The following is a 23,636-nucleotide window of genomic DNA, read 5'->3' as shown; positions in this document are numbered from 1 at the left end:
GCAGACCGTTTCGATGGCTGTGGGGCGCCTGGGGGAGGTTCGGCTGTGGGGAGCCGCCGGGGCTGGGACCCCGGCGTACCGGGCTCCGTTCCCGCCGACCGGACCTCATCGTCCCTGGTAGCGGGCCGAAGTCGCACGGGCCGTGCCGAGCTTCGCGTACAGCCGGCCGCCCGGGCATTCGGTGGCGAAACCATCCCGGTGACCGGAGATTACATTGAGTCGTACGTTCTTTCCTTTTCGGTACAGATTTCCGCCACCGGACTTGAGGTAGGTCTTACCTTTCGGGTTCGCTCCGAAGAGGCCGAGCTTCCACGCCGTGAGCTTCGAGATCGCCTTCACCGCGGCGGCGGGCGGGTTCGCGGTGCCGAAGCTCCCGAGGACCGCGATCCCCATGCTGTTGGTGTTGAAACCGAGAGTGTGTGCGCCCATGACGGGTTTGGCCACGCCTCCGGCCCGCCCCTCGTAGATGTTTCCGCACTTGTCGATGAGGAAGTTGTAGCCGATGTCCCGCCAGCCGCTGCTCTTCACGTGGTAGCGGTAGATACTGCGGATGACTGAAGGTGCCTGCGCGCAGCGGTAGTTGTTGCCCGACGCGGTGTGGTGGACGAAGGCGGCCTTCACGGTCTTCGTGTAGCTGAAGTTCCGCTCGCGGAGCGTCTCGTCGGCGCCCCAGCCCCGGCGGGTGACGATGCGCGGACGTGCGCCGATGTACGGCTTCACGCGCTGGCCCGTCGCCGGGTCCGCCGCGTCGGCGGTGCCGATCGTGCCGGTCTTGCCTGTCGTACCCGGCTTCTCCTTCGGCCCCGGCTTCTTCTTCGGATCCGGCTTGTCCTTCGCACCCGCCGCTTCCGCCGGGTCTCCGCGGGTCGCGAGCAGGTCGGCCTCCGTCTGCTTCTGGCTGAGGGCGGGGATCGCGGTGGCGCCGAGGGGGGCGAGGTCGGCGTTGACGGCGGAGGACGCCGCCGCCTCCGCGGACAGGACGTTGCCCCGCGGGGTGTCCACCCCGGACGCCTGGGGCGGGGGTTCGGCGGCCGGGTCGACGCCGGGGTCGATCAGCTCGATGTGCAGACCCGTGGGGAGGGCGTCGCCGGCGACGGCCCGGCCGTCCGCCTCCGGCCTGTCGTCCGCCTCCGCCTCGACGCGGACCTCCACACCGTCCGAGTCGCCGACCCACAGCGGGGCCGTGGCTCCCCGTACGCGACCGGAGGTGCGCTCCGCAGTGTCCGGGTCCGCCGCGTGCTCGTGGTTGTGCGTGTCCACGTCCTGCCAGCCGGACCACTTCGCGGTACCGCTCGCGCGGGTACGGACCTGGACCCGGCCCTGGAGTTCCGTGTCCGGGTTGTCCCAGACGACTCCCACGAGGGAGAAGTGGCGTACGTCGCGTCGCGGGAGGCCCTGGACGGCGGCGGGGGCGGCGGCCGGGGCGGACGTGGGCGGCAGGGTGCGGTCGCCGGTGGGCGGGGCGAGGGGCGCGAGGGGGAGGGACTGGGTGCTGCCGGGGATGGAGGGGGTGGAGAGGATCGAGCGGCCGGTCGCGGAGTCGGCGGGGGCAGCGGGGACGACAGGGGCGGCGGGGGCGGCTTCCGCGGCCGTCCCGGCCGGTGTCGTCGAGGTGCTCGGCGTCTCCGGTCGGGCCCTGGCCGTTCGTTCGGATGCCGGTCTGTCCGGTGTCGCCCGCTCGGTGGTCGGGCTCTCGGCCGCCGGGGGTGCGGCCACGGCGTCGGTGGACACGGCCAGGGGGAAGGCCAGGGCGGCCGCACACGTGACGGCGATCGAGGAAGCAAGATATCCGCGCATGCCCCTGATCCTGGACATAGTCATACTTATCTGTCCATCTGGGATTTGACGGACCGTCGGCCGCACTCCGCCGAACCGGTGGCCCGCACTCCCCCGCCCGGGCGGGTGTCCGCGTACCCTTGCGTCCCGTGAACGCCACCGACCGCACCCCTGCCGACCTGCTGCGATCCGCACTCGCCACGGATCCCGCACGCCCCCTGGTGACCTTCTACGACGACGCCACGGGTGAACGTGTCGAACTGTCCGTGGCCACCTTCGCCAATTGGGTGGCCAAGACCGCCAACCTGCTCCAGGGCGAGCTGGCCGCCGAGCCCGGGGAACGGGTCGCCCTGCTGCTGCCCGCGCACTGGCAGACGGCGGTGTGGCTGCTCGCCTGTTCCTCCGTGGGGGTCGTGGCGGATGTCGGGGGCGACGCGGGTGCCGCCGACCATGTGGTGGCCGGGCCCGGGCAGTTCGAGGCCGGGCTCGCGTGCTCCGGGGAGCGGGTGGCGTTGTCGCTCGCGCCGCTCGGGCGGCGGTTCGCCCAGGTGCCCGCCGGCTACGCCGACTACGCCGTCGAGGTGCCCGGGCAGGGGGACGTCTTCCAGGCGTACGGGCCCGTGGATCCGGAGGCGCCCGCGGTGGTTGTCGCCGGGGCGGAGCTGACGGGGGCGGAGGTTGTCGAGCGGGCTCGGGCGGATGCGCCCGCGCTGGGGCTTGCGGGGCCCGGGGCTCGGCTGCTGTCCGCCCTGTCGTACGACACGTGGGAGGGGCTGAGCGCCGGGCTCTTCGCCCCTCTGGCCGTCGGGGGGTCCGTGGTGTTGTGCCGGAACCTTTCACAGGTCGGGGAGGATGTGGTGGCGAAGCGGATCGAGAGTGAGCGGGTTTCGGCTACGGCTCGCTGACGGGGGCCTTCGGGGTGGGGGCCTTTTTTCGCCCCCGCCGCCCCTACCCGTCCCATCCCGTTCCTGGGGGCTCCGCCCCCAGACCCCCGCTATCGCGCTCCGCGCTCGTCCTCAAACGCCGGACGGCCTGAAATTCAGCCCCTCCGGCGAGAAGACCTCCGTCCCCCATTCGGCCCACCCCCCGAAGCCTCCCGCCCCCGCCCGGGCCATGGTCGTAGGACCAGGCCCGTACGCCGTGAGGGGTGGACTCGGACGTGAGCGACACCGGAGGGACGCGGGGCGCGGCGCCGGGGGCGGTCGGGCCCGGGGCCGGCGCGTCTCCCACCGGGGCCGGGATCAGGCGGCGTCGGCGGCGGTGGCTGCGGTACACCGCGGTCGGTGTCGTCGTGGTCGTGGTGGGTGCCGCGGGGGCCGGCTGGGCGCTGTACGAGAAGCTGAACGGCAACATCACGTCGGACGACGACACCGCCGCCGAACTCGCGCGGTACGAGAGGGAGCGGCCGACCTCGCTGGTGCGCGACGCGCAGAACATCCTGCTGATCGGGTCGGACTCACGGTCGGGGAACGGGAACCAGAAGTACGGGCGGGACTCCGGCACCGAGCGGTCCGACACCACGATCCTGCTCCACCTCACGGCGAACCGGCGCAGCGCGACCGCGGTCTCCCTCCCCCGGGATCTGATGGTGGACGTACCGAGCTGCCGCGGGCCCGACGGCGGCCGCACCGCGCCGGTGTTCGCGATGTTCAACCACGCCTTCCAGAGCGGCGGTTCGGCGTGCACGATCCGTACGGTCGAGAAGCTGACCGACATCCGGATCGACCACCACATGGTCGTGGACTTCCACGGCTTCAAGGACATGGTCGACGCCGTCGACGGGGTCGTGGTGTGCCTGAAGGAGCCGATCGACGATCCCGCCGCCAAGCTCCGGCTGCCCGCGGGCCGGGTGAAGCTCAACGGCGAGCAGGCCCTCGGGTACGTACGGGCCCGCAAGACCATCGGCGACGGCAGCGACACCGACCGGATGGACCGCCAGCAGCGCTTCCTGGGTGCCCTCGTCAACAAGGTGCGCAGCAACGACGTACTGCTGAATCCGGTGAAGCTCTATCCGGTGCTGGACGCGGCGACCTCGTCGCTCACCACCGACCCGGGCCTCGCGAGCCTGCGGGGCCTGTACGACCTGGTCCGCGGCATGCGCAACATCCCTACCGAACGGGTGCAATTCCTTACGGTGCCGCGGGAGTCGTACGCCTACGACGCCAATCGCGACCAGCTGGTGGAACCCGAGGCGGAGAAACTCTTCGAACGGCTGCGCATGGACGCGCCGTTGGAGGTCTCCAAGGAGCTTCCGGAGGATTCCGGCGCAAAGAGGAGCGGCACGGCGTCGGTCGACGACGGGGGCGCGTACGGCGATTCGTCCAACTACGAGCGCCGCGACGGGAGTTACGAGCCCCATGACGGGAGTCACGGGGAGCAGGAAAGTGGTTACGGTCAGGAATTCGGCCGGGAAGATGGCAAATCGGGTGCAAAGCGGCCCGACAGCCCTTCGTCGACACCGAGCACCGCGCCGACTTTCCGCGGGAACACGGCCGCCGAGGACGCCTGCGGTTAACGCCCGAACAGGCCTCTGAGTAAAGAGCATGCCAAGACGGGGAACGTACGTTCAAAGAATTGGGCGGATTGCCCGGTTGTATGAACGTGGAATTTCTCACCGTCGTCGCTCGACGCCGAACTGGGCGGCTAGTGTGAGCGATCCGGTGCACCCGGTCCTGAGGTCAGTCCTGAGGTCGCGCACTGGTTGGACCGACTGACCGAGCGTCTTTTGAGGGGGAAAGACGCCGCGTGGCCCCGACGGAGGACTCAAGCAACCGTGGACGCGCAAGGCCGTGGGCGGGCGGACGATATCGACCCCGCAGACCAGTGGGTACTCAACCCGAACACCGGCGACTACGAACTGCGACTGCAGAGTTCCGCACCGCAGTCGACGGTTCCCGGTCCCCGGAGAACCGCCACCCGAGCCGGTGGGGCGGCGACACGCTCGCGTCCCGCGCCGGGCCGTGACCGTGGGATTCCGGGCACCGATGTGCCCGGACCGCGCAGGCGCCGTGGCGTGCCGGACGAGCCGCCTCCGGGCCGCCGCCGGACGCGTACGAAACCCAAGCAGTCGCGGGCGAAGAAAATACTGCTGTGGACCGGCGGCGGCATGGCCCTGGTGCTGGTCGGTGTCTCGGCGGCGGCGTACGCCTACATCAAGCACCTTGAGGGCAACGTCGCCACGACGGACGTCGGCAGCGCGGGCGCCGGCAGCTTCAGCAAGGACGAGGCCTTCAACATCCTGATCATCGGTACGGACAAACGCACCGGCGCGGGCAACGAGGGCTACGGCGACAAGGGCAGCGTCGGGCACGCCGACACGAACATCCTGCTGCACGTCTCCAAGGACCGTACGAACGCGACCGCGATGAGCATTCCGCGTGACCTGAAGGTCGACATTCCGGACTGTCCGACCAAGCAGGAGGACGGCACGGAGAAGATCGTTCCGGGGACGCTCAACCAGCGCTTCAACACGAGCCTGGGCCAGGACGGCCGGGACCCGGGCTGCACCATGCGCACGGTCAAGGCTGTCACCGGCATCCAGCCGCAACACTTCATGATGGCCGACTTCAACGCGGTCAAGACCCTCACCACGGCGGTGGACGGCGTCGACGTCTGCGTGGAGAAGGCCGTCGACGACAAGGAGTCGAAGCTCAAGCTGCCGGCCGGTACGTCCAAGGTCGAGGGCGAGCAGGCGCTGGCCTTCGTGCGGACCCGGCACAGCTTCGGCAACCAGGGCGACCTCGACCGCATCAAGGTGCAGCAGCAGTTCCTCGGTTCGCTGATGCGCAAGATGTCGTCCAGCGACACCCTCACCAGCCCGGGCAAGCTGCTGAAGCTCGCCGAGGCCGCCACCAAGGCCCTGACCGTGGACACCGGTATCGGCAAGGTCAGCACGCTCAAGGACGTGGCGCTGGAGCTGAAGAAGGTGCCGCCGAAGAACATCTCCTTCACGACGGTGCCGGTGGTGGACAACCCGGCCGAGACGGTCAAGGCGACGGTCGTCGTCGACGAGACGCGCGCGCCCCAGGTCTTCCAGATGATCAAGAGCGACACCTCCTTCACCGCGGTGAAGAAGAAGGAGGCGAAGGAGAAGGCCGCCGTCGCCGCCCGTCTCAAGGGCACGAAGGCCGCCGCCTCCGAGGTGCGCGTGCAGATCCTCAACGGCGGCGCCCCGGCCGGCAGCGCGCAGGCCGAGCTCAACTGGCTGCAGTTGGAAGCCGGCGTGAGCAAGTCCGAGAACGCGGGCAACTCCGGTGGCACACAGGCCAAGACGACACTCGAGTACGCGCCCGAGCAGGCGGACCAGGCCCGCAGGCTGGCCGACATCATGGGCCTGAGCGGCTCGGCGATGAAGCCTGGCAAGAGTGTCACCAACTCCCAGGGACTGCCGACGATGACCCTCACGCTGGGAGAGGACTTCAAGGGCGCCGGGGTGAAGCTGAACTCCGCTTCGGCCGCCGCTCCGGATGTGGAGAAGTCCACGGCGGACAAGGTCCAGTGCGCCAGCTGATTCGCTGACACGGGTGACCTGACGGGCCTGTCGCACGTCTTACGGGGCGAGCGACAGGCCTTTGCCGGATACGGAGTTGGCTCCCGGTGGGGCCGAATCGACCGGTGCCGGGTGCGGAGTTGGCCGTGTCAGGTGCAGGCCGGCCAGTATTCGGCTCGGAGTTGTTCGGCTTGGAACACAACCGTGCGGGGCCCATGTTGGTCTGACGTGGCGCACCGCTGTGTCGACTGCGCGTCCGTCCGACGTCGGCCGCATGCCGGGCCGACAGCACAGGGCCGTGCCAGTCGCTGATTTTGCCGACGCGTAGCCAACCTCGTTCGGACCCCAAAACGTCTGGTAGGTGGCGGACCCAGTGTCGGACAGGGTGGCCTGACAGGGTTCGCTCCGCACCGGCCAGGGAGGGCCGGACGCGGGGCGCGGCCTTGTCGGGCAACAGGGGTGGGGAAGGGGCAGGGAGTTGAGCCAGAGCAGTGTGCAGGGGGAGGTGCCCGCGGTCGAGGACACGATGTCCCTCGCACCGCAGGGCCAGGGCACAGCGGCCGGACCGGGCAGGCACGGCGGCGACAAGCGGCGCCCAGGCGGCCACGGATTCGACCGGCCCCGTCGCAGACGGAGGGTGCTTCGCTGGTCGGCGACGGTCCTGGCGGTGGCGATACTCGGGACCGCCGGTACGGGATACCTGTACTACCGGCACCTGAACAACAACATCGAGAAGGGCGAGCGCAGCAGCGGCGACTCGAAGGCGCCGAAGACGGAGCCCAACTCGGCCGGGCAGACTCCGCTGAACATCCTGCTGGTCGGCTCCGACAGCCGTGCCTCCGACGCGAACGTGGCGCTGGGCGGCAGCAGGGACAACCGCGGCAACCCGCCGCTCGGCGACGTACAGATGCTCATCCACCTGTCCGCGGACCGCAAGAGCGCCGCGGTGGTGACGATCCCGCGCGACACCCGGGTCGACATCCCCAAGTGCACGGACCCGGAGGGCGGCAAGACCTATCCGGCGACCAACACCATCATCAACACGTCGCTGTCCCGCGGCGGGGCCGGCTGCACGCTGGCCACCTGGGAGAAACTCACCGGGGTCTACATCGACCACTGGATGACGATCGACTTCGCGGGCGTCGTGAGCATGGCGGACGCGATCGGCGGGGTCGAGGTCTGTGTGAGACAGAACGTGAAGGACGGCCCGCTGCCCGGTGTGCCCGGCGGGTCCGGCCTGAAGCTGAAGGCCGGTACGAAGAAGGTCCAGGGCAAGCAGGCGCTCCAGTGGCTGCGCACGCGCCACGCCTGGGGCAGTGACCTCATGCGGGCCAGGGCCCAGCACATGTACATGAACTCGATGATCCGTGGCCTGAAGGAGCAGAACGTCTTCACCGACACGGGCCGGCTGATGGGCCTGGCCGAGGCGGCCACGAAGTCGCTGACGGTCTCCGAGGAGATCGGCACGGTCAAGAAGCTGTACGACCTGGGCATGCAGCTCAAGACGGTGCCGACGAACCGCATCACCATGACGACGATGCCGAACGTCCCCGACCCGCTGGACGCCAACCACGTGGTCCCGGCCGGTGCGGACGCCGAGAAGGTGTGGTCGATGCTCCGCGACGACGTGGCGTTCGACAACAACGGCTCCGACTCGGACGCGAAGAAGAAGACCGAGGGGGCCGAGGAGAAGACCTCCAAGGACCCGGCCGCTGCCGACGGCCAGATCGCCGTACAGGTGCAGAACGGCACGCGGACCGCCACGGAGGCGGCGGCGCCCATGCGGGCGAGCGCGATCACGGAACAGCTCACGGGCAAGGGCTTCACCCAGGCGGTGGCGGACCGCTCCTCGGCGCTCAGCGAGGACAAGACGGTCGTCCGCTACCCGAGTGCGGACCTGGAGGGCGATGCCCAGCGGGTCGCCAAGTCGCTGGGGATTCCGCTGAGTTCGGTGAAGCGGAGCACCGACGTCTCCGGGGTCACCCTCATCGTGGGCGCCGACTGGCGTACGGGCACTGCCTATCCGAAGAAGTCGGCCCCGAAGGCCGGGGACGTCCCCGGCAACGCCGACGCCATCAACGGGTCGGACAAGAGCCAGTGCATGGACGTGTACGAGCCCTACCGCTGGTAGCCGTCCCGGCGGCACCGCGGACGACGAAGGCCCCTTTCCCTGTCCGGGAGGGGCCTTCGTCGTGCGTGCCTGCGCCCGGAGGCGGTCAGTTCTCGCTCAGCACCGCCGGCCGCCGCGACGCGATGACCTTCTTCGCCAGTGCCTTCGGGCTGGTCAGGAAGCCCCAGCCCCACGACATGTGCATCGTCGCGAGGGCCACCGGGATCTGCAGCCGGGCCTTCGGCGGCAGCCCCTTGCCCGCGGGGAGGGAGCCGAGGGCGATCGCCGCGAGGTAGCCGCCGGGGACCAGGAACCCCCAGGGCGTCACCGCCGCGCCCACCACCAGGCCCGCCACGATCGCGCAGACGGCCGTCGGCGGGGCGAGGTAGCGCAGGTTGATGGAGCCCGAGTGGAAGCGGGCGACGACGTGACGCCAACGCCCGTAGTCCTTGTACTGCTTGGCCAGGGCCCCCACCGAGGGACGCGGGCGGTAGGAGACCCGCAGCTCGGGCGAGAACCAGATCAGGCCGCCCGCCTCACGGATCCGGAAGTTCAGCTCCCAGTCCTGGGCGCGGATGAACTCCTCGTTGTAGCCGCCCTGTTGCTCCAGGGCCTCACGGCGGAAGACGCCGAGGTACACGGTGTCGGCGGGCGCGGCCTCGCCGCCCGTGTGGAAGGCCGCGTTGCCCACGCCGATCTTGGACGTCATCGCCGCGGCGACCGCGTGCTCCCAGTCGTTCTCACCCTCGGCGTGCATGACGCCGCCGACGTTCTGCGCGCCGGTCTCCTCCAGCAGGCGGACGGCGGTCGCGATGTAGTTCGGCGAGAGCATGCCGTGCCCGTCGACGCGTACCACGATCGGGTGGCGGGACGCCTTGATCGCGGCGTTCAGCGCGGCGGGCGTGCGACCGGTCGGGTTCGGGACCGTGTGCACTCGGGAGTCTTCTCGTACGAGTTCGGCCGCGATCTCGTCCGTACGGTCCGAGGAGGGACCGATGGCGATCACGACCTCCATCTCGCCCCCGTACTCCTGGGCGAGGATCGCTTGGACGGCTCCGCGCAGATGCCGTTCCTCGTTGAGGACGGGCATGATCACGGACACGGCGGGAAGCGGCACGGCGGGATTGGCGTTCATCGCGGATTACGTTACCGCGAACGGGGGACACGGACGCGCGCCGCCCGGTCCCTGCGCCGGGCCGCAGATCGTATGGGCCTACGGTGCCAACGGACCCCCACACCCGGCCGACGCGGAGGTGTCCGCCTTGCCCACGCCGCCCCGCTCCCCCGCCCGCCCACAGCGGCAGCGCCCAGCGCGGCCACCCGTACGGCGCACGCGGACGCGCTGGGCCATGAAGGTGACGACCTCGCTGTCCGTGACGGTGCTCGCGGCGGCCGGCATCGGGCACGCGCTGCTCACCGGTCTCGGCTCCGACATCGACCGGATCGACCCCTTCAAGGACATGAAGAACCGGCCCGCGCACGGCCACGGCATGAACGTCCTGCTCGTCGGCACCGACGGCCGCGACCGGATCACCCCGGAGGAGAAGGAGAAGTACCGGCTCGGCGGCGCCCCCTGCCACTGCACCGACACGATCATGATCGTGCACCTCTCCGAGGACCGGAGGCGGGCCAGCATCGTGAGCCTGCCGCGCGACTCGTACGCCGAGACGCCCGCCCACGTCGACCGCACCACCGGCCGACGGCACCAGCCGCACCCGATCAAGCTGAACGCCGCGTACGCGGAGGGCGGGCCGCAGCTGACCGTGCGGACCGTGGAGAACATGACCCATGTGAAGATCGACCACTATCTGGAGGTCGACTTCACCAGCTTCATCAAGACCGTGGACGTGCTCGGCGGCGTCCGGATCTGCACGGTGAAGCCGCTCAAGGACACCTACACCGGGCTCGACCTGCCGACCGGCGTGCACGATCTGAACGGCGGACAGGCACTGCAGTACGTGCGCTCGCGGCACATCGACGGGGCCTCGGACCTCGGCCGGATGCAGCGCCAGCAGCGCTTCCTGGCCGCGCTGATCGAGCGGGCCACCTCGTCCGGGGTGCTGCTCAACCCGATCAGGTTCCGGGACGTGACCGGGGCCGTGCTCGGCTCGGTGCGCGCCGACAAGGGCCTCGGGTCGGACGAACTCGTCGACCTGGGGCGGGCGATGCGGACCTTCTCGCCGTCCTCCTCGGAGTTCACGACGGTCCCGATCGGCAAGATGGGGTACGCCGTGAAGGGCATCGGCTCGACCCTGAAGTGGGACGAGCGGAAGGCGGACCGGCTCTTCCGCACCCTGCGCGACGACAAGCCGCTCGCCCCGCACCGGGTCCGCTCCAAGGCCCTGCGCGTCGATGTCGCCCCGCAGCAGATCAGGGTCCAGGTCGAGAACGGCACCATGACCGCCGGCCTCGGCCGCCGCGTCGACAGCGGCCTGTCGGCCACCGGCTTCCGCACGACCCGGGCCCCCGTCAACGCCCCCGACCGCTCGATCCCGCGCACGATCGTCCAGTACGACCCCCGCTGGGACCGCTCCGCGAAATCCCTCGCCACAGCCCTGCCCGGCAGCGAGCTGCGCCCCGTTGCCGGCCAGGGCCCCCTGATGAAGGTGATCGCCGGCTCGGACTTCAAGCAGGTCCTCAAGGTCCGCGCGGAGGACCCGGCCCAGGGCGAATTCGAAACGGTGACGGGCGACCAGGTGGTCTGCCCGTAACGGGCTTTGCGCGCGGTCCGCCCGCTGCCCCGGCGTGACGACCGGGGACAGCGGTGGATCGGTGCGGGCGTCGGCCGCGGCCGTTCCCACTCCGCATCTCAGATCACCATGCGTCACGCCCAGGACAACGATCCGAGCATGAACCAGCCGCATGATCATTCTGGTTCTATTCGACCCGCACTTCGGTGTTCTGGCATGCGTGCAGCAGCCACCTCCCGCCATCCTGCTTCGTCATGACGTAGAGCGGGGCGCCTTCCGTTTCGCCCTCTGGCGAGTGGTAGACCTGCCGGACCTTGACGGCCGCCACGTCGGGCCGCAGGAATTGCGTGTGCACCGCCTCGTAGGTGATCTCACCGTCCCAGCTGGCCGCGGGCAGCACGGCGCGGGTGAACTCGGCGATCGCGTCGAAGCCGATGAGGACCTTGCCGTGGCCGGTCGTCCAGAGGGCGTCGGGGTGGAAGAGCGCGAGGAACCCCTCGACGTCCTTGGCACGCTGAGCGCGCTCGACAGTGGTGACGACTTCTTCGATGGCTTTGATGTCTGCGGTTTCGGTATCCATGCAGATCACTCTGATACCTCAAGTCAACTTGAGGTCAAGGCCCGGCCGCGAGATCCCACAGGCCCTAGTCGTCGAGCCCTTCCGCGGAACGTTTCTCCCGCAGCTCCATGATCGCCCGCCGCCGGGCGAGCCGGTGCGTACGGCGGATCTGCGCCTCCTGGTGGCGGCGCCGGTCCCGCTCGGTCTCCGGAACCACCGGAGGTACCCGCCGAGGCTTGCCGTCGGCGTCCACCGCGGCGAACACCAGGTAGGCCGAGCCGACCTGCTGAGGCGGCGTGGACTCGTTCCAACGCTCGGCGAGAACGCGGACGCCGACCTCCATCGACGTACGACCCGTCCAGTTCACCTGTGCCTTCACATGCACGAGGTCGCCCACGCGAACGGGTTCCAGGAACGCCATCTCGTCCATGGAGGCGGTCACCGCGGGCCCGCCGGAGTGCCGCCCGGCCACCGCGCCGGCCGCGTCGTCAACCAGCTTCATGATCACGCCACCGTGCACCGTGCCCAGAAGGTTGGTGTCGTTGTGGCTCATGATGTGGCTGAGGGTGGTTCGGGACGCCGAAGTCGGCTTGCCCGGAATATCGGATTCCGGCGTACGGGCCTGGTCTGTCATGCCGCCCACCTTATGCGGGGCACTCTCGGGGGTTGATTTGCATCAGCTCTGCAACAGCCCTGGTGCGATTTTCCGAAGACCCTTGTATGGCACACAGTGGGACCCTGCACACTGGGCCCATGAGTGATTGGCCCCAGGGACACAACGGCGGCGACCGTCACGGCCGCGGCAGCGCAGGCGCCGAGCCCGAGGGCGCGCGTGTGATGCGGCAGGTGCAGCGCGGCCCGGGGGCCGGTCCACGCCCCTCGGCACCGTCGCGCGGAGTCCCGTCCCAGCCGACGTACACGGACGGCTACGGCGAGGACGCCCACGACGGTTACAACACCGGCCAGGTGTACGGCTCGCCCGGTGGCGGCGGTCCGCACGAGCCGCCCGGCGGCCGTGGACGGGGTCCGCGGCCCGCGCCGAACTGGCGCAGGCGGATCAAGTGGACGGCGATCACGGTGGTCACCGTGCTGGTCGTGGTCTCCGTGGGCACGTACTTCTGGGCCGACTCGAAGCTCAAGCGCGAGGTCGACCTGTCGAAGGTGATCGACCGGCCCGACGGCGGCGCGGGCACCAACTACCTGATCGTCGGCTCCGACAGCCGCGAGGGCATGTCCGCCGAGGAGAAGAAGAAGCTCCACACGGGCTCCGCCGAGGGCAAGCGCACGGACTCGATGATGATCCTGCACGTCGGCGACAACGGGAACACGATGATCTCGCTGCCGCGCGACTCGAACGTGACGATCCCCACGTTCAAGGGCTCCGAGTCCGGCAAGACCTTCCAGGGCACCGGCCGTCAGGTGAAGCTCAACGCGGCGTACGCGGAGGACGGTCCCGAGCTGCTCGTACGGACCGTCGAGGCCAACACCGGGCTGCGCATCGACCACTACGCGGAGATCGGCTTCGGCGGCTTCGCGAAGATCGTCGACGCGGTGGGCGGTGTCGAGATGGACATCCCCAAGGCGTTCAAGGACAAGAAGTCCGGCGCCGACTTCCAGGCGGGCAAGCAGACCCTGAACGGCGAGCAGGCACTGGCCTTCGTCCGTACGCGGTACGCGTTCGCGGGCAGCGACCTGGACCGCACGAAGAACCAGCAGAAGTTCCTCGCGGCCCTGGCGAGCCAGACGGCGACGCCGTCCACGATCCTCAACCCCTTCAAGCTCTACCCGACCCTGGGCTCCGGCCTCGACACCCTCACCGTCGACAAGGACATGTCCCTCTGGGACCTCGCCTCGATGTTCTGGGCCATGAAGGGCATCACCGGCGGCGACGGCAAGTCGATGAACATGCCCATCTCCGGCAACGCGGCCAACGGCAACCTCCAGTGGGACACCGCCAAGGTCAAGACCCTGGTGAACGAGCTGAAGAACGACGAGAAGGTGACGGTGTCGGGCAACTGAGGGGAACTGAGCGGTCCCCGAGCCCGTACCGCACGAGAGCCGTATGCATGACAGCGATGGGCCCCCGGCATGGCGCCGGGGGCCCATCGCTGTAGTACGGCTGCGCTCTACGGCAGGTTGCGTGCCATCACGATCCGCTGGACCTGGTTCGTGCCCTCGTAGATCTGGGTGATCTTGGCGTCGCGCATCATGCGCTCGACCGGGTAGTCGCGGGTGTAGCCGTAGCCGCCGAGGAGCTGGACCGCGTCCGTGGTGACCTCCATGGCGACGTCGGAGGCGAAGCACTTGGCCGCCGCGCCCTGGAAGGTGAGGTCGCCGTCGCCGCGCTCGGACTTGGCCGCGGCCTGGTAGGTCAGGGCGCGGGCGGCCTCGATCTTCATGGCCATGTCGGCGAGCATGAACTGGATGCCCTGGAAGTCGGCGATCGCCTTGCCGAACTGCTTGCGCTCCCGGACGTAGCCCTTGGCGTAGTCGAGGGCGCCCTGGGCGATGCCGAGGGCCTGCGCGGCGATCGTGATGCGAGTGTGGTCCAGGGTCTTCATCGCGGTGGCGAAGCCCGTGCCCTCCTCGCCGATCATGCGGTCGGCCGGGATACGGACGTTGTCGAGGTAGACCTCGCGGGTCGGGCTGCCCTTGATGCCGAGCTTCTTCTCCGGGGCGCCGAAGGAGACACCCTCGTCCGACTTCTCCACGACGAAGGCCGAGATGCCCTTGGAGCGCTTCGTGGGGTCGGTCACGGCCATCACCGTGTAGTACTCCGACTCGCCCGCGTTGGTGATCCAGCGCTTCACGCCGTTCAGGACGTAGAAGTCGCCGTCGCGGACCGCCTTCGTCTTCATGCCCGCCGCGTCCGAGCCCGCGTCCGGCTCGGAGAGGGCGTACGAGAACATCGCGTCGCCCTTGGCCAGCGGGCCCAGGTACTTCTTCTTCAGGTCCTCGGAGCCGGACAGGATCACCGGGAGCGAGCCCAGCTTGTTCACCGCGGGGATCAGGGAGGAGCTGGCGCAGACCCGCGCCACCTCCTCGATCACGATGACCGTGGCCAGCGCGTCAGCGCCCGCACCGCCGTACGTCTCCGGTACGTGCACGGCGTGCAGGTCGGAGGAGACCAGGGCGTCCAGGGCCTCCTGGGGGAAACGGGCTTCCTCGTCCACCGCCGCGGCGTACGGCGCGATCTTCGCCTCGGCCAGTGAGCGGATCGCGTCGCGGAGCATGCCGTGCTCCTCGGACGGGCGGTACAGGTCGAAATCAGCCGATCCGGCCAAGGTCTCTCACGCTCCAAAGACGCTGTGATGCTGACGCTAATTACCGTTAAGTAACTCGAATTTTAGGGGCCTGCCCACGGGACGGGTACGTGAGCTTGGCGACAAGGGGGAAACTGCCCGGTGAAGCACTCGAACAAGCCCCGACTATGCTCGGTCAGCGCACTCTGGGCGCACTGCGGTCGCACCCCTGACGGATACCTGACGGACACCTACTGGAGCATCCATGGCCCTCAAGATCACCGTGATCGGCACCGGCTACCTCGGCGCCACGCACGCCGCGGCCATGGCCGAGCTCGGGTTCGAGGTGCTGGGACTCGACGTCGTGCCCGAGAAGATCGAGATGCTCCAGCGGGGCAAGGTCCCGATGTACGAGCCGGGGCTCGAAGAGCTGCTGGCCAAGCACGTCGCCGGTATCGAGGGGTCCAGCGGGCGGCTGCGGTTCACCATGGACTGGGCCGAGGTCGCGGAGTTCGGCGACATCCACTTCGTCTGTGTGAACACCCCGCAGAAGCACGGTGAGTACGCGTGCGACATGTCGTACGTCGACAAGGCCTTCGCCTCGCTCGCACCTCACCTGACGGGCCCCGCCCTCGTGGTCGGCAAGTCCACCGTGCCCGTGGGGTCGGCCGAGCGGCTGGGCCGCACGCTGGTCGAGCTCGCCCCCGCCGGCGAGGACGTGGAGCTGGCCTGGAACCCCGAGTTCCTGCGCGAGGGCCTCGCCGTCCAGGACACCCTGCACCCCGACCGCATCGTCGCCGGTGTCCGCAGCGAGCGCTCCGAGAAGCTGCTGCGCGAGGTGTACGCGACGCCGATGGCCGAGGGCTCACCCTTCGTGGTGACCGACTTCCCGACCGCCGAGCTGGTGAAGACGGCCGCGAACTCCTTCCTCGCCACCAAGATCTCCTTCATCAACGCCATGGCCGAGGTCTGCGAGGCCGCCGGCGGCGACGTCATGAAGCTCGCCGAGGCGATCGGCTACGACGACCGGATCGGAAGCAAGTTCCTGCGGGCGGGCATCGGCTTCGGCGGCGGCTGCCTCCCCAAGGACATCCGCGCGTTCATGGCACGCGCCGGAGAACTGGGCGCCGACCAGGCACTCACCTTCCTGCGCGAGATCGACTCGATCAACATGCGGCGCCGCGGTCAGATGGTGGAAATGACGCGCGAGGCACTGGGCGGCGGATCGTTCCTCGGAAAGCGGATCGCGGTGCTCGGCGCGACGTTCAAGCCGGATTCGGACGACGTCCGGGACTCACCCGCGCTGAATGTCGCCGGGCAGATCCAACTGCAGGGCGGCCAGGTCACGGTCTACGACCCCAAGGGCATGGACAACGCCCGGCGCCTTTTCCCGACGCTGGCGTACGCGGAGACGGCCGCGGAGGCCGTACGCGGCGCGCACGCCGTCCTGCACCTCACCGAGTGGCGCGAGTTCCGCGAGCTGGACCCGGCGGCGCTCGGCGAGGCCGTCACGGACCGCGTCGTACTGGACGGCCGCAACGCGCTCGACCCCGCCGTGTGGCGGGCCGCGGGCTGGACGTACCGGGCGATGGGGCGGCCGGCCGCCTGAGCCGCCGCGTCCGCTTGGCCGTTCGCCGGGCGTTTGCCCTGCACTTCTTCTCTCCAATTGGTTCGAATCGCATTCGAGCAATGTGGTGGAATTGCCGTGCCGTGCGCGCTGATTCTTCACAGTCGCAATGCACGGAATGACGTCGTTGTAGCCCGTTCTCACAGCAGGGGTACCCCTGAAGGAGAGGCAGGCAACAGGCGATTAACCAACGCGTAGCCGCGCGGAATTCGGCTCCCACTCCACTGGTCCGCATTCACCGATCTGAATGACCGGACCATGCCAGGAGTGATCATGCCCCTGTTCAACAGGGCGGATTGGCCGAGGGATCACCGCGACGAGGTGGTCGCGGGCGCGCTCGTCGGCGCCGTGCTGATCGTGCTCGGTTACGCCTCGGGGATCGGCGCCCCACCGTCGTCGGGATCGGCGCAGGCCGCCGTGCCACCCGCGTCACCGCCCGCGGCGACGGCACCGCCGAGTACGACTCCGGCGCCGGGCGAGGACACGCCGGAGGGAGCCGCGCCCGTGCCCCAAGTCCCGGTCGGGGCGGGCGAGTTGCCGATCGGGACCGGCGTCGTGCCGATCGGGGGCAGCGGTCATGCAGGGCACGGGACCGGCACCGGCACCGGCACCGGCAGCGGGAGCGGGGAGTCCGGTGCCGGCGGCCATGACGGTCACGGCGGGCAGGGAACCACGCCGACTCCCACCCCCACGCCCTCCCCCTCCGGCCCCGCGGGAGAGGGGCCCCCGGGCGACGACTCCTGCGACGACGGCGACGTACACCTCGTACAGCCCCTGCTCACCGGGATCGCCGGGCTCACGGGCCAGGCCCTCGGCCTCATGGGCGGCGCGGAACCGACTCCCGGGCCGACACCCTCCCTCTGCGTCGGAGTCGCCACGCCGGGCCTCCTCCCCGCCCCGGACGACGCGGAGGCCACCCCGTGACATTCCGACGCCACCTCCTCGCTCCCTTCCTCGTCCTCCTCACCGCTCTCCTGTACGTCCTCGCCGGCGCGGCGCCCGCCTCCGCCCACACCGAGCTGGTCCGCTCAACTCCCAAGGACGGCACGGAACTCGGCAAGGCGCCCGCCCATCTCACCCTCACCTTCGACGAGCCCGTCGAGCTGTCCGACGTACGCGTGATGACGCTCGACGGCGACCGGCTCCCCGTCTCCCGAGCCCCGCGCGGGGGTGGCGACACCGTGCGGGCCGCACTCCCCGAGGTGGCTCCGAAGACCGGTGAACTCGCCCTCACCTGGTCCGTCATCGACGAGGAGGACGGGCACGCGTCCTCCGGCCGGCTGACGTTCGGCATCGGTACGGCGGCGGCGCCCGCCACCGCCCAGGACCGCGGCGACGAGGCCGCCCCCGCGCCCTCCCCCTCGGTGCGGCACGGCCTCGTCGCCGCTCGCTGGGCCGGCTATCTCTCGCTGGCCCTGTTCATCGGCGGGATCGCGTTCGTCGCACTGCTCTGGCCGCGCGGGGCGGGTGAGCCGCGGGCACGGGCGATGCTCGCCCTGGCCTGGACGGTCGGGCTGCTCTCGACGGTCGTGGCGCTCGGACTGCAGGGCGCGTACGCCGAGTTGGGCGGCCTGCGCGACGCGCTCTCGGCGTCGGCGTACGCGAACGTGCTCACCACCGGGCCGGGCCTCGCGCTCGCCGCCCGCGGGCTGCTGTGGGTGCTCGCCGCCGTGGTGCTGAGCGCGCTGCTCCAGGGCGGTGGCCGTACGGCACGCTCGCCCGGCTGGCGGGTGGGTGCCCTCGCCGTGTCGCTCGGGCTGCTGCGGGCGACCGGTATGACGGGCCACAACTCCGAGGGCACGGAACCGACTTGGGGCGCGCTGGCCGACCTGGTGCATCTGCTCGGGGCGAGTCTGTGGATCGGCGGTCTGGCCATGCTCGCGGTGGCCGTGCTGCCGCGCCGGGACCCCGACGAGCTGGCGCTGGTCGTGCCGGGCTACTCGAAGCTCGCGGGCGCGTCCGTGGCAGCGATCGCCGTGGCGGGGCTCGTGCTGGCCTGGCAGGTCGTGGGCTCGTACGACGCCCTGCTGCACACCTCGTACGGGCAGTTGCTGCTGGTCAAGACCGGTGTGCTGGCCGTCGTTCTGTTCGCCGCGTGGCGCAGCCGTCAGTGGGTGCGTACGCGTCTGGAACTCGCCGTGCTGCTGCGCGGCGAGGCCGCCACCGTGCGGCCCTTCGGTTACTCGGTCGCGGCGGAGACGGGGCTCGTCCTCGTCGTGCTCGCCGTGACGAGTCTCCTGGTCACGGCCGATCCCGGCCGCTGACCTCCTCTGAGAACCCCGAAATCCCCTCACAGACAAGGGAGTTGCGTTGATGCGCAGTAAAGACACCGGTGAACGGCGCCGCCGGGCGCCCGCCGGGAACCGCGCCCTGCTGGTCGCCGGGCTCGGCGCCGCCTTCGCGGCGGTGCTCAGCCTGGGGCTGCTTCAGGCGACGGCCGGTTCGGCGTCGACGACCGACACGGCGGCGGGCGCGGCTCAGGCGCCCGCAGCCGCGGCGGCCGAGGCCCGGCCCGCGGCAGCCGCCGCTGCCGACCACCAGGTCGACATCATGGGCAACAAGTTCGGCGACGGTGAGCAGCTGGTCGTCAAGGTCGGCGAGACCGTCCAGTGGACCAACCACGACACGGCCCCGCACACCGTCACCACCACCAAGGGCCCGAAGAAGTTCGACTCGGGCACCCTGGAGAAGGGCGACTCCTGGTCGTACACCTTCACCACGGCGGGGACCTACGAGTACTACTGCGCGGTGCACCCGGACATGGTGGCGTCCGTGAAGGTCGTCGCGGACGACAGCGGGTCCACGGGTGGGTCCACAGGCGGGTCCACCGGTGGTTCCGGGAGCGGCGGTACGTCCGGCGGCTCCACGGGCGGCTCCTCCGGCGGTACGTCGGGGGGCTCGACCGGGGGCTCCGGCTCGGGCGGTACGAGCGGGGGTGACACCGGCGGCACGTCCGGAGGCAGCTCCGGCGGAACCAGCGGTGGCAGCACGGGCGGCAGCACCGGTGGCGGCACGGGCGGTGGGGACGGCGGCGACGAGCAGTGCGCCAGCGTCCAGGACGTACTGCTGCCGATCCTGCAGCACCTCAACGCCGCGCACCTGGAGCGTTCGCCGGGTGAGCAGGTGCAGGACGCGCTGGCCCTCGACTCGTACATCAAGATGCACACCGTCTGGGTCGAGAGCATCCTCACGCCCGCCACGGAGGGCGGGGGCGCGGTCGTCGACGACACCCTCGGTGTGCTGCTCCAGCACGTCAACTCGGCACATCTGGAGGAGTCGCTCGGCCAGCAGGTCACCGATCTGCTCAACCCCGACAGCTACGTGAAGATGCACACGGTGTGGGCCGAGCACATGCTCGCACCGACGACGAGCTATCTGACCAGCAGCTGCTGACACCGGCGCTACCAGCGCCGCCGCAGGAGGACGCCGGGCCGGCCGAGGCTCAGTCGGCCGGCCCGGCGTCCGGCTTCATTCTCCCCCGCTCTGTTTCTCCTCGGAAGGAGAACCAGGATGACGACCGTCACCCTGCCCACCGTCTCCCCACCGCCCGGCCGGTACGCCGTCGCACCCGGCCGCTCCTTCGCCGAACTCACCGCCTACTACGGCCCGTTGGCGACCCTGCGACGCCGCGTCACCCTGACCGGGGCGTCGCTCACGGTCCCGGAATCGGAGTCCGAGCCCGTATCCCAGTCCGAGGGCGAGGGCGCGCGGCCCGTGTTCCGCTTCGACCTCGCCGGCACGATGAAGGCCTCCCTGGTCTCCGAGCACGTGGAACCCCTGGCCGACGGGCGGCACCTGCAACTGCTCGCCGACCTCGACGTACGAGGTGTCGCGTTCCCGGTGCTGTTGCGCCTGCGCGTGGTGAGGTGCGCCGAGGGCCGGCTGCTGGTGGTGGGATCGGCGCGGCTCCCGTACCGGCTGCTCCGGCACGCCACCGGCTTCCGGCTGCCGTGGTCCCGCCCGGCGACCCGGCTGCGGCTGCTGCTCGCCGCGGAGTTCGCGTGAGCGCGGGACGGCGGGGGCGGCGTTCGCTGCCGGGGACCGCCGCACTCGCCGCACCAGTCGTACTCGCCCTGCTGGTACCGCTGTTGCTGCTGTGGGCGGCGCCCGGGCCCGCGTCGGCGGCCTCCTACCGGGTGGCGATGAAGGGGTACGCGTTCGGGCCCGCGACCCTCACCGTCGCGGTCGGTTCCACGGTGACCTGGACCAACCAGGACACGGCCCCGCACGACGTGAAGACCACCTCCGGCCCGGTCTCCGTCCACTCACCGATGCTGCAGAAGGGGCAGAGCTGGAGCTTCACGTTCACGACGGCCGGGTCGTACGGGTACTACTGCACCGTGCACCCGGACATGACGGCCCGGATAGTGGTCCAGGCTGCGCCGACTCCCGCGGCGCCGACCCATGCGCATACAGGGTCGGACGGTCACGAGTCCGGGAGCGGCACCGGGACTGGGGCCGGGAGCGGGCATCACACGGCTCCGGCGGCTCCGACGGCTTCGGCGTCCGCGGCGTCTTCGGCGGGGCGCTCCAAGTCGCCGACTCCCGCCAAGTCCCCGTCCGCACCGCCGACTTCGGCCCCCGCGGCAGCGGCGGCACCCTCGGCGGCCGGGCAGGCGGCGACCCCGCAGGCCATGGAACCGACCGCCTCCACCCGCCCCCTCGACGGCCTGCTCGTCCTGGCGGGAGTGGTGGCGGGAGTGGCCGTGCTGTGTCTGCTGCTGGTGGGTTCGCGCTCGGCGGCGAGGGAGAAGCAGGACGCCACGTAGCCGTGGCGGGGGTCGGCCGGGCGGCCCCCGCCACGGCTACTTCAGCTCCGGCTACTTCGCGCGGTAGCGGCGCATCTTCGCCCGCGCCCCGCAGACCGACATCGAGCACCAGCGGCCACGCCCGGCCGGACTGCGGTCGTAGTACGCCCAGTGGCAGTCCGGCGCCTCGCAGGCCTTGAGGCGGAGCCAGGTGCCGGCGCTGAGGGACTCGGCGACGGCCGCGGCCACCCGGGAGGTGAGAGCGGCCGGGTCCGCCGGCCGGAGGGTCGCCGAGCCGTCCGCCGCGGAGACCGTGACGACGAGCGGGGCCGAAGCGAGCAGCTCGTCGAGGGGGCGTACCTCCCGGTGTGCGGGATGGCCCGCGTGCGCGAGACAGACGGCCCGCAGCGACTCACGCAGTTCCCGCGCGGCCTCCGCATCGACCTCCGCCAGGCCCAGCCTCGCGCGCCCCTCCGCCGTGTCCAGGGAGTCGGCACCCGACTCGATGTCCAGGGTGTTCACCAGGGACTGGAGCAGGGCCAGCCCGCCGGGTGCGGGTGCGCGGTCATTCATGGTTGCGACGTTACCTCTTATGGGGGAGTATGCAGTAACCGTTACCCGCTGAGACACTTTGCAGGTAACGATCGACGCATGGACATCACGCACGGACATCACGAGGAGGAAGTCATGGCTGTCGCCGAACTGGGCACCGTCGTTCTGGACTGTCCCGACCCCCGCGCGCTCGCCTCGTTCTACGCCGAGGTGCTGGGCGGCACCGTCGAGACCGAGGGGGAGGCCGAGTGGGTCGACCTGCGGCTGCCCGGCGGACAGGCGCTGGCGTTCCAGGCCGCCCCCGGCCACGTACCGCCGAAGTGGCCCGCGCCCGACGGCTCCCAGCAGTTCCATCTGGACCTGACGGTCGAGGACCTGGACGCGGCGGAGAAGGAGGTCCTGGCGCTGGGTGCGAAGGTCCTCGAAGCGGAGGACCGGGCGCGGGGCTTTCGGGTGTACGCGGACCCCGCCGGCCACCCGTTCTGCCTCTGCGCCTGCTGAGCCGAAACGGGGGCCAAGGCCGGTGCTTTCAGGGGCGCGGGGAACTGCGCGCCCAGCCCCTGCCACCCGCAGCCGCAGCCGCCCGGCAACGAACCGCCGGGGGCTACCCGTCCAGTTCGGCGATCTTCGCAGTGGACGGCTCCCGGCGGCTGCGGGCGGCGCGGGCCGTGAAGTCCGCGCTGCGCAGGACGCGTTGGACGTTGCCCCAGGTGAGCAGGGCCAGGTCGGACTCGGACCAGCCGCGGCCGAGGAGTTCGGCGACGAGGCGCGGATACCCCGAGGCGTCGGGCAGGTCCTGGGGGTGCGCGGCCCCGGAGTCGTACGTCCCCGAGAGGCCCACGCACTCCGGGCCCGCGAGCGCGCGTACGTGGTCGAGGTGGTCCGCGACGTCCCGTACCGACGGGCCCGTCTGCTCGGCGGTCAGCGGCACGAGGCACAGGCCCTTGGTGACGCCGAGCTCGACGAGCACGTCGTCGGGGAGGTTCGCCGGGTGGGGGCGCAGGTCGCGGGCGGCGGAGCGGGTGCAGACGACCGGGGACTTGGAGATGGTGATGGCGCGGCGCACGGTCGCGTCGGAGGCGCCGGACAGGTCGACGAGTACGCCGATGCGGTTCGCCTCGCGTACGACCTCCTCGCCGAACCTGGTCAGCCCGTTCTCGCCGGCCCAGGACGCGCCGGAGAGGGTGAGGACGCGCAGGCCGAGAGAGTGCAGCGCGCGCAGGATGCCCAGCGAGTCGTCCAGCGCGGCGGCGGCCGCGGGACCGAGCAGCACGGCGACCCGCCCGCAGTTCCTGGCGTCCGTGACCTGTGCCGCGCTGTGTGCCATCCGCAGGCCCTCCGGATGGGCCTCCACGACGGTCTTCACCAGGTCGAGCTGCTCCAGAGTGGCGCCGACCGCCCGCTCGCCGACGAGGCCCTCGGGCAGATGCAGCGACCAGAACAACGCCGCCACGTGCCCTTCCCTGAGCCTGGGCACATCAGTGTCTATCGTGCTCTCGCCGAGCTCCAGGTCGTACCAGGGGAGGTGCCGCAGCGCCCACGGCAGACCGCTGTAGCCGTCGGCGACGGGGTGGGCGGCGAGCAGGACGTGCGCGCGGACGAGGGGGTCGTCGGCCGCGTCCTCCTCGGGTCCTGCATCGACCGCGAGCCCCCGCTCGTCCTCAAGAGCGTCCGGCTCGAACTCCCCCTCGACATCGGGGCGATCCAGCTCGCCGACCTCGGCGGTTGCGTGCAGTTCGTCCTGCAGATCTGCCATGACGACGCTCCCGGGTCCGGTGGTGGCGACAGGTGTCCCCACCGTGACACGGCAGCCGGACAGGGTCTCGGTGGATGAGCCGTTCGA

The 23,636-nt window shown here is 70.6% G+C and carries 20 protein-coding genes; 13 read left to right on the top strand and 7 right to left on the bottom strand.

Annotation, left to right across the window (positions count from 1 at the left end; translation table 11 throughout):
• Window positions 1-105 precede the first annotated feature (105 nt).
• Entirely contained in the window at window positions 106-1,815 is a 1,710-nt protein-coding gene (locus tag ACH4YP_RS26960) for a peptidoglycan recognition protein (RefSeq protein WP_398492997.1), read from the bottom strand.
• Between the two features lie 110 nt (window positions 1,816-1,925).
• Between ACH4YP_RS26960 and ACH4YP_RS26955 the strand changes: the two genes are divergently transcribed.
• The 4 genes from ACH4YP_RS26955 (at window position 1,926) to ACH4YP_RS26940 (ending at window position 8,396) form a co-directional block, all read left to right on the top strand.
• Entirely contained in the window at window positions 1,926-2,681 is a 756-nt protein-coding gene (locus ACH4YP_RS26955; RefSeq protein ID WP_361060528.1) for a TIGR03089 family protein, read from the top strand.
• Between the two features lie 254 nt (window positions 2,682-2,935).
• Window positions 2,936-4,291 carry an LCP family protein gene (locus ACH4YP_RS26950; protein WP_398492961.1) on the top strand — a complete coding sequence of 452 codons (1,356 nt, stop codon included), beginning with the start codon at window positions 2,936-2,938 and terminating at the stop codon, window positions 4,289-4,291.
• A 258-nt stretch (window positions 4,292-4,549) separates the two neighbouring features.
• Window positions 4,550-6,286, top strand: coding sequence for an LCP family protein (locus ACH4YP_RS26945; RefSeq protein ID WP_361060526.1), 1,737 nt, complete (start codon window positions 4,550-4,552; stop codon window positions 6,284-6,286).
• A gap of 505 nt (window positions 6,287-6,791) precedes the next feature.
• The gene (locus ACH4YP_RS26940) at window positions 6,792-8,396 is read left to right on the top strand and encodes an LCP family protein (RefSeq protein ID WP_361060568.1); all 1,605 of its coding nucleotides are present in this window, start codon (window positions 6,792-6,794) and stop codon (window positions 8,394-8,396) included.
• A gap of 85 nt (window positions 8,397-8,481) precedes the next feature.
• Here the strand turns inward: ACH4YP_RS26940 and ACH4YP_RS26935 are convergent, their stop codons facing one another.
• Complete coding sequence (locus ACH4YP_RS26935) at window positions 8,482-9,510, bottom strand: glycosyltransferase family 2 protein (protein WP_361060524.1); 1,029 nt, start codon at window positions 9,508-9,510, stop codon at window positions 8,482-8,484.
• Window positions 9,511-9,724: 214 nt separating this feature from the next.
• On the opposite strand from ACH4YP_RS26935, the gene ACH4YP_RS26930 reads away from it, so the two are divergent.
• Entirely contained in the window at window positions 9,725-11,086 is a 1,362-nt protein-coding gene (locus tag ACH4YP_RS26930) for an LCP family protein (RefSeq protein WP_398492959.1), read from the top strand.
• Between the two features lie 166 nt (window positions 11,087-11,252).
• Here the strand turns inward: ACH4YP_RS26930 and ACH4YP_RS26925 are convergent, their stop codons facing one another.
• Together ACH4YP_RS26925 and ACH4YP_RS26920 are read right to left on the bottom strand one after the other, a co-directional pair.
• A complete protein-coding gene (locus ACH4YP_RS26925; RefSeq protein WP_398492957.1) occupies window positions 11,253-11,645 on the bottom strand; it encodes an SgcJ/EcaC family oxidoreductase in 393 nt (130 codons plus the stop codon).
• A gap of 64 nt (window positions 11,646-11,709) precedes the next feature.
• The gene (locus tag ACH4YP_RS26920; RefSeq protein WP_361060518.1) at window positions 11,710-12,258 is read right to left on the bottom strand and encodes an acyl-CoA thioesterase; all 549 of its coding nucleotides are present in this window, start codon (window positions 12,256-12,258) and stop codon (window positions 11,710-11,712) included.
• Window positions 12,259-12,377: 119 nt separating this feature from the next.
• Here ACH4YP_RS26920 and ACH4YP_RS26915 point away from each other — a divergent pair, with 119 nt between their 5' ends.
• Window positions 12,378-13,643, top strand: coding sequence for an LCP family protein (locus ACH4YP_RS26915; RefSeq protein WP_398492955.1), 1,266 nt, complete (start codon window positions 12,378-12,380; stop codon window positions 13,641-13,643).
• A gap of 107 nt (window positions 13,644-13,750) precedes the next feature.
• Here ACH4YP_RS26915 and ACH4YP_RS26910 read toward each other — a convergent pair whose 3' ends face one another.
• Window positions 13,751-14,908: an acyl-CoA dehydrogenase family protein gene (locus tag ACH4YP_RS26910; RefSeq protein WP_361060514.1), complete on the bottom strand. Its 1,158-nt coding sequence runs from the start codon at window positions 14,906-14,908 to the stop codon at window positions 13,751-13,753.
• A gap of 223 nt (window positions 14,909-15,131) precedes the next feature.
• Here ACH4YP_RS26910 and ACH4YP_RS26905 point away from each other — a divergent pair, with 223 nt between their 5' ends.
• The 6 genes from ACH4YP_RS26905 to ACH4YP_RS26880 all read left to right on the top strand — a co-directional run bounded on the left by ACH4YP_RS26905 (window position 15,132) and on the right by ACH4YP_RS26880 (window position 21,262).
• Window positions 15,132-16,475: a UDP-glucose/GDP-mannose dehydrogenase family protein gene (locus tag ACH4YP_RS26905; RefSeq protein WP_361060512.1), complete on the top strand. Its 1,344-nt coding sequence runs from the start codon at window positions 15,132-15,134 to the stop codon at window positions 16,473-16,475.
• 291 nt (window positions 16,476-16,766) lie between these two features.
• Window positions 16,767-17,417 (top strand): hypothetical protein, encoded by a 651-nt coding sequence (locus ACH4YP_RS26900; protein ID WP_398492953.1) that lies wholly within the window; start codon window positions 16,767-16,769, stop codon window positions 17,415-17,417.
• Window positions 17,414-18,757, top strand: a complete 1,344-nt coding sequence (locus tag ACH4YP_RS26895) for a copper resistance CopC/CopD family protein (RefSeq protein WP_398492951.1) — start codon at window positions 17,414-17,416, stop codon at window positions 18,755-18,757. The genes ACH4YP_RS26900 and ACH4YP_RS26895 overlap by 4 nt, the downstream gene beginning before the upstream one ends.
• Window positions 18,758-18,806: 49 nt before the next feature.
• The gene (locus tag ACH4YP_RS26890; protein WP_398492949.1) at window positions 18,807-19,886 is read left to right on the top strand and encodes a plastocyanin/azurin family copper-binding protein; all 1,080 of its coding nucleotides are present in this window, start codon (window positions 18,807-18,809) and stop codon (window positions 19,884-19,886) included.
• A 117-nt stretch (window positions 19,887-20,003) separates the two neighbouring features.
• The gene (locus ACH4YP_RS26885) at window positions 20,004-20,498 is read left to right on the top strand and encodes a hypothetical protein (protein WP_361060504.1); all 495 of its coding nucleotides are present in this window, start codon (window positions 20,004-20,006) and stop codon (window positions 20,496-20,498) included.
• Complete coding sequence (locus ACH4YP_RS26880) at window positions 20,495-21,262, top strand: cupredoxin family copper-binding protein (RefSeq protein ID WP_361060502.1); 768 nt, start codon at window positions 20,495-20,497, stop codon at window positions 21,260-21,262. Before ACH4YP_RS26885 ends, ACH4YP_RS26880 begins: the two co-directional genes overlap by 4 nt.
• A gap of 51 nt (window positions 21,263-21,313) precedes the next feature.
• On the opposite strand, the gene ACH4YP_RS26875 is transcribed toward ACH4YP_RS26880, so the two are convergent.
• Complete coding sequence (locus ACH4YP_RS26875; protein WP_361060501.1) at window positions 21,314-21,814, bottom strand: CGNR zinc finger domain-containing protein; 501 nt, start codon at window positions 21,812-21,814, stop codon at window positions 21,314-21,316.
• A 114-nt stretch (window positions 21,815-21,928) separates the two neighbouring features.
• Between ACH4YP_RS26875 and ACH4YP_RS26870 the strand changes: the two genes are divergently transcribed.
• Window positions 21,929-22,294: a VOC family protein gene (locus ACH4YP_RS26870; protein WP_361060566.1), complete on the top strand. Its 366-nt coding sequence runs from the start codon at window positions 21,929-21,931 to the stop codon at window positions 22,292-22,294.
• 103 nt (window positions 22,295-22,397) lie between these two features.
• On the opposite strand, the gene ACH4YP_RS26865 is transcribed toward ACH4YP_RS26870, so the two are convergent.
• Entirely contained in the window at window positions 22,398-23,549 is a 1,152-nt protein-coding gene (locus ACH4YP_RS26865) for a dipeptidase (RefSeq protein ID WP_361060499.1), read from the bottom strand.
• Window positions 23,550-23,636 lie beyond the last annotated feature (87 nt).

It is taken from the genome of Streptomyces sp. NPDC020747 (assembly GCF_044334695.1).
GTDB lineage: Bacteria > Actinomycetota > Actinomycetes > Streptomycetales > Streptomycetaceae > Streptomyces.
Note: the sequence above shows the minus strand (reverse complement) of the source record. Positions and strands in the feature narration are given on the sequence as shown.

Bases quoted from the DNA above. Each gene is read 5' to 3' on its own strand.
- ACH4YP_RS26930 (WP_398492959.1), top strand. From the start codon at position 9,725: ATGAAGGTGACGACCTCGCTGTCCGTGACGGTGCTCGCGGCGGCCGGC.
- ACH4YP_RS26905 (WP_361060512.1), top strand. From the start codon at position 15,132: ATGGCCCTCAAGATCACCGTGATCGGCACCGGCTACCTCGGCGCCACG.
- ACH4YP_RS26885 (WP_361060504.1), top strand. From the start codon at position 20,004: ATGACGACCGTCACCCTGCCCACCGTCTCCCCACCGCCCGGCCGGTAC.
- ACH4YP_RS26960 (WP_398492997.1), bottom strand. From the start codon at position 1,815: ATGTCCAGGATCAGGGGCATGCGCGGATATCTTGCTTCCTCGATCGCC.
- ACH4YP_RS26900 (WP_398492953.1), top strand. From the start codon at position 16,767: ATGCCCCTGTTCAACAGGGCGGATTGGCCGAGGGATCACCGCGACGAG.
- ACH4YP_RS26890 (WP_398492949.1), top strand. From the start codon at position 18,807: ATGCGCAGTAAAGACACCGGTGAACGGCGCCGCCGGGCGCCCGCCGGG.
- ACH4YP_RS26870 (WP_361060566.1), top strand. From the start codon at position 21,929: ATGGCTGTCGCCGAACTGGGCACCGTCGTTCTGGACTGTCCCGACCCC.
- ACH4YP_RS26865 (WP_361060499.1), bottom strand. From the start codon at position 23,549: ATGGCAGATCTGCAGGACGAACTGCACGCAACCGCCGAGGTCGGCGAG.
- ACH4YP_RS26925 (WP_398492957.1), bottom strand. From the start codon at position 11,645: ATGGATACCGAAACCGCAGACATCAAAGCCATCGAAGAAGTCGTCACC.
- ACH4YP_RS26920 (WP_361060518.1), bottom strand. From the start codon at position 12,258: ATGACAGACCAGGCCCGTACGCCGGAATCCGATATTCCGGGCAAGCCG.
- ACH4YP_RS26935 (WP_361060524.1), bottom strand. From the start codon at position 9,510: ATGAACGCCAATCCCGCCGTGCCGCTTCCCGCCGTGTCCGTGATCATG.
- ACH4YP_RS26915 (WP_398492955.1), top strand. From the start codon at position 12,378: ATGAGTGATTGGCCCCAGGGACACAACGGCGGCGACCGTCACGGCCGC.
- ACH4YP_RS26940 (WP_361060568.1), top strand. From the start codon at position 6,792: ATGTCCCTCGCACCGCAGGGCCAGGGCACAGCGGCCGGACCGGGCAGG.
- ACH4YP_RS26875 (WP_361060501.1), bottom strand. From the start codon at position 21,814: ATGAATGACCGCGCACCCGCACCCGGCGGGCTGGCCCTGCTCCAGTCC.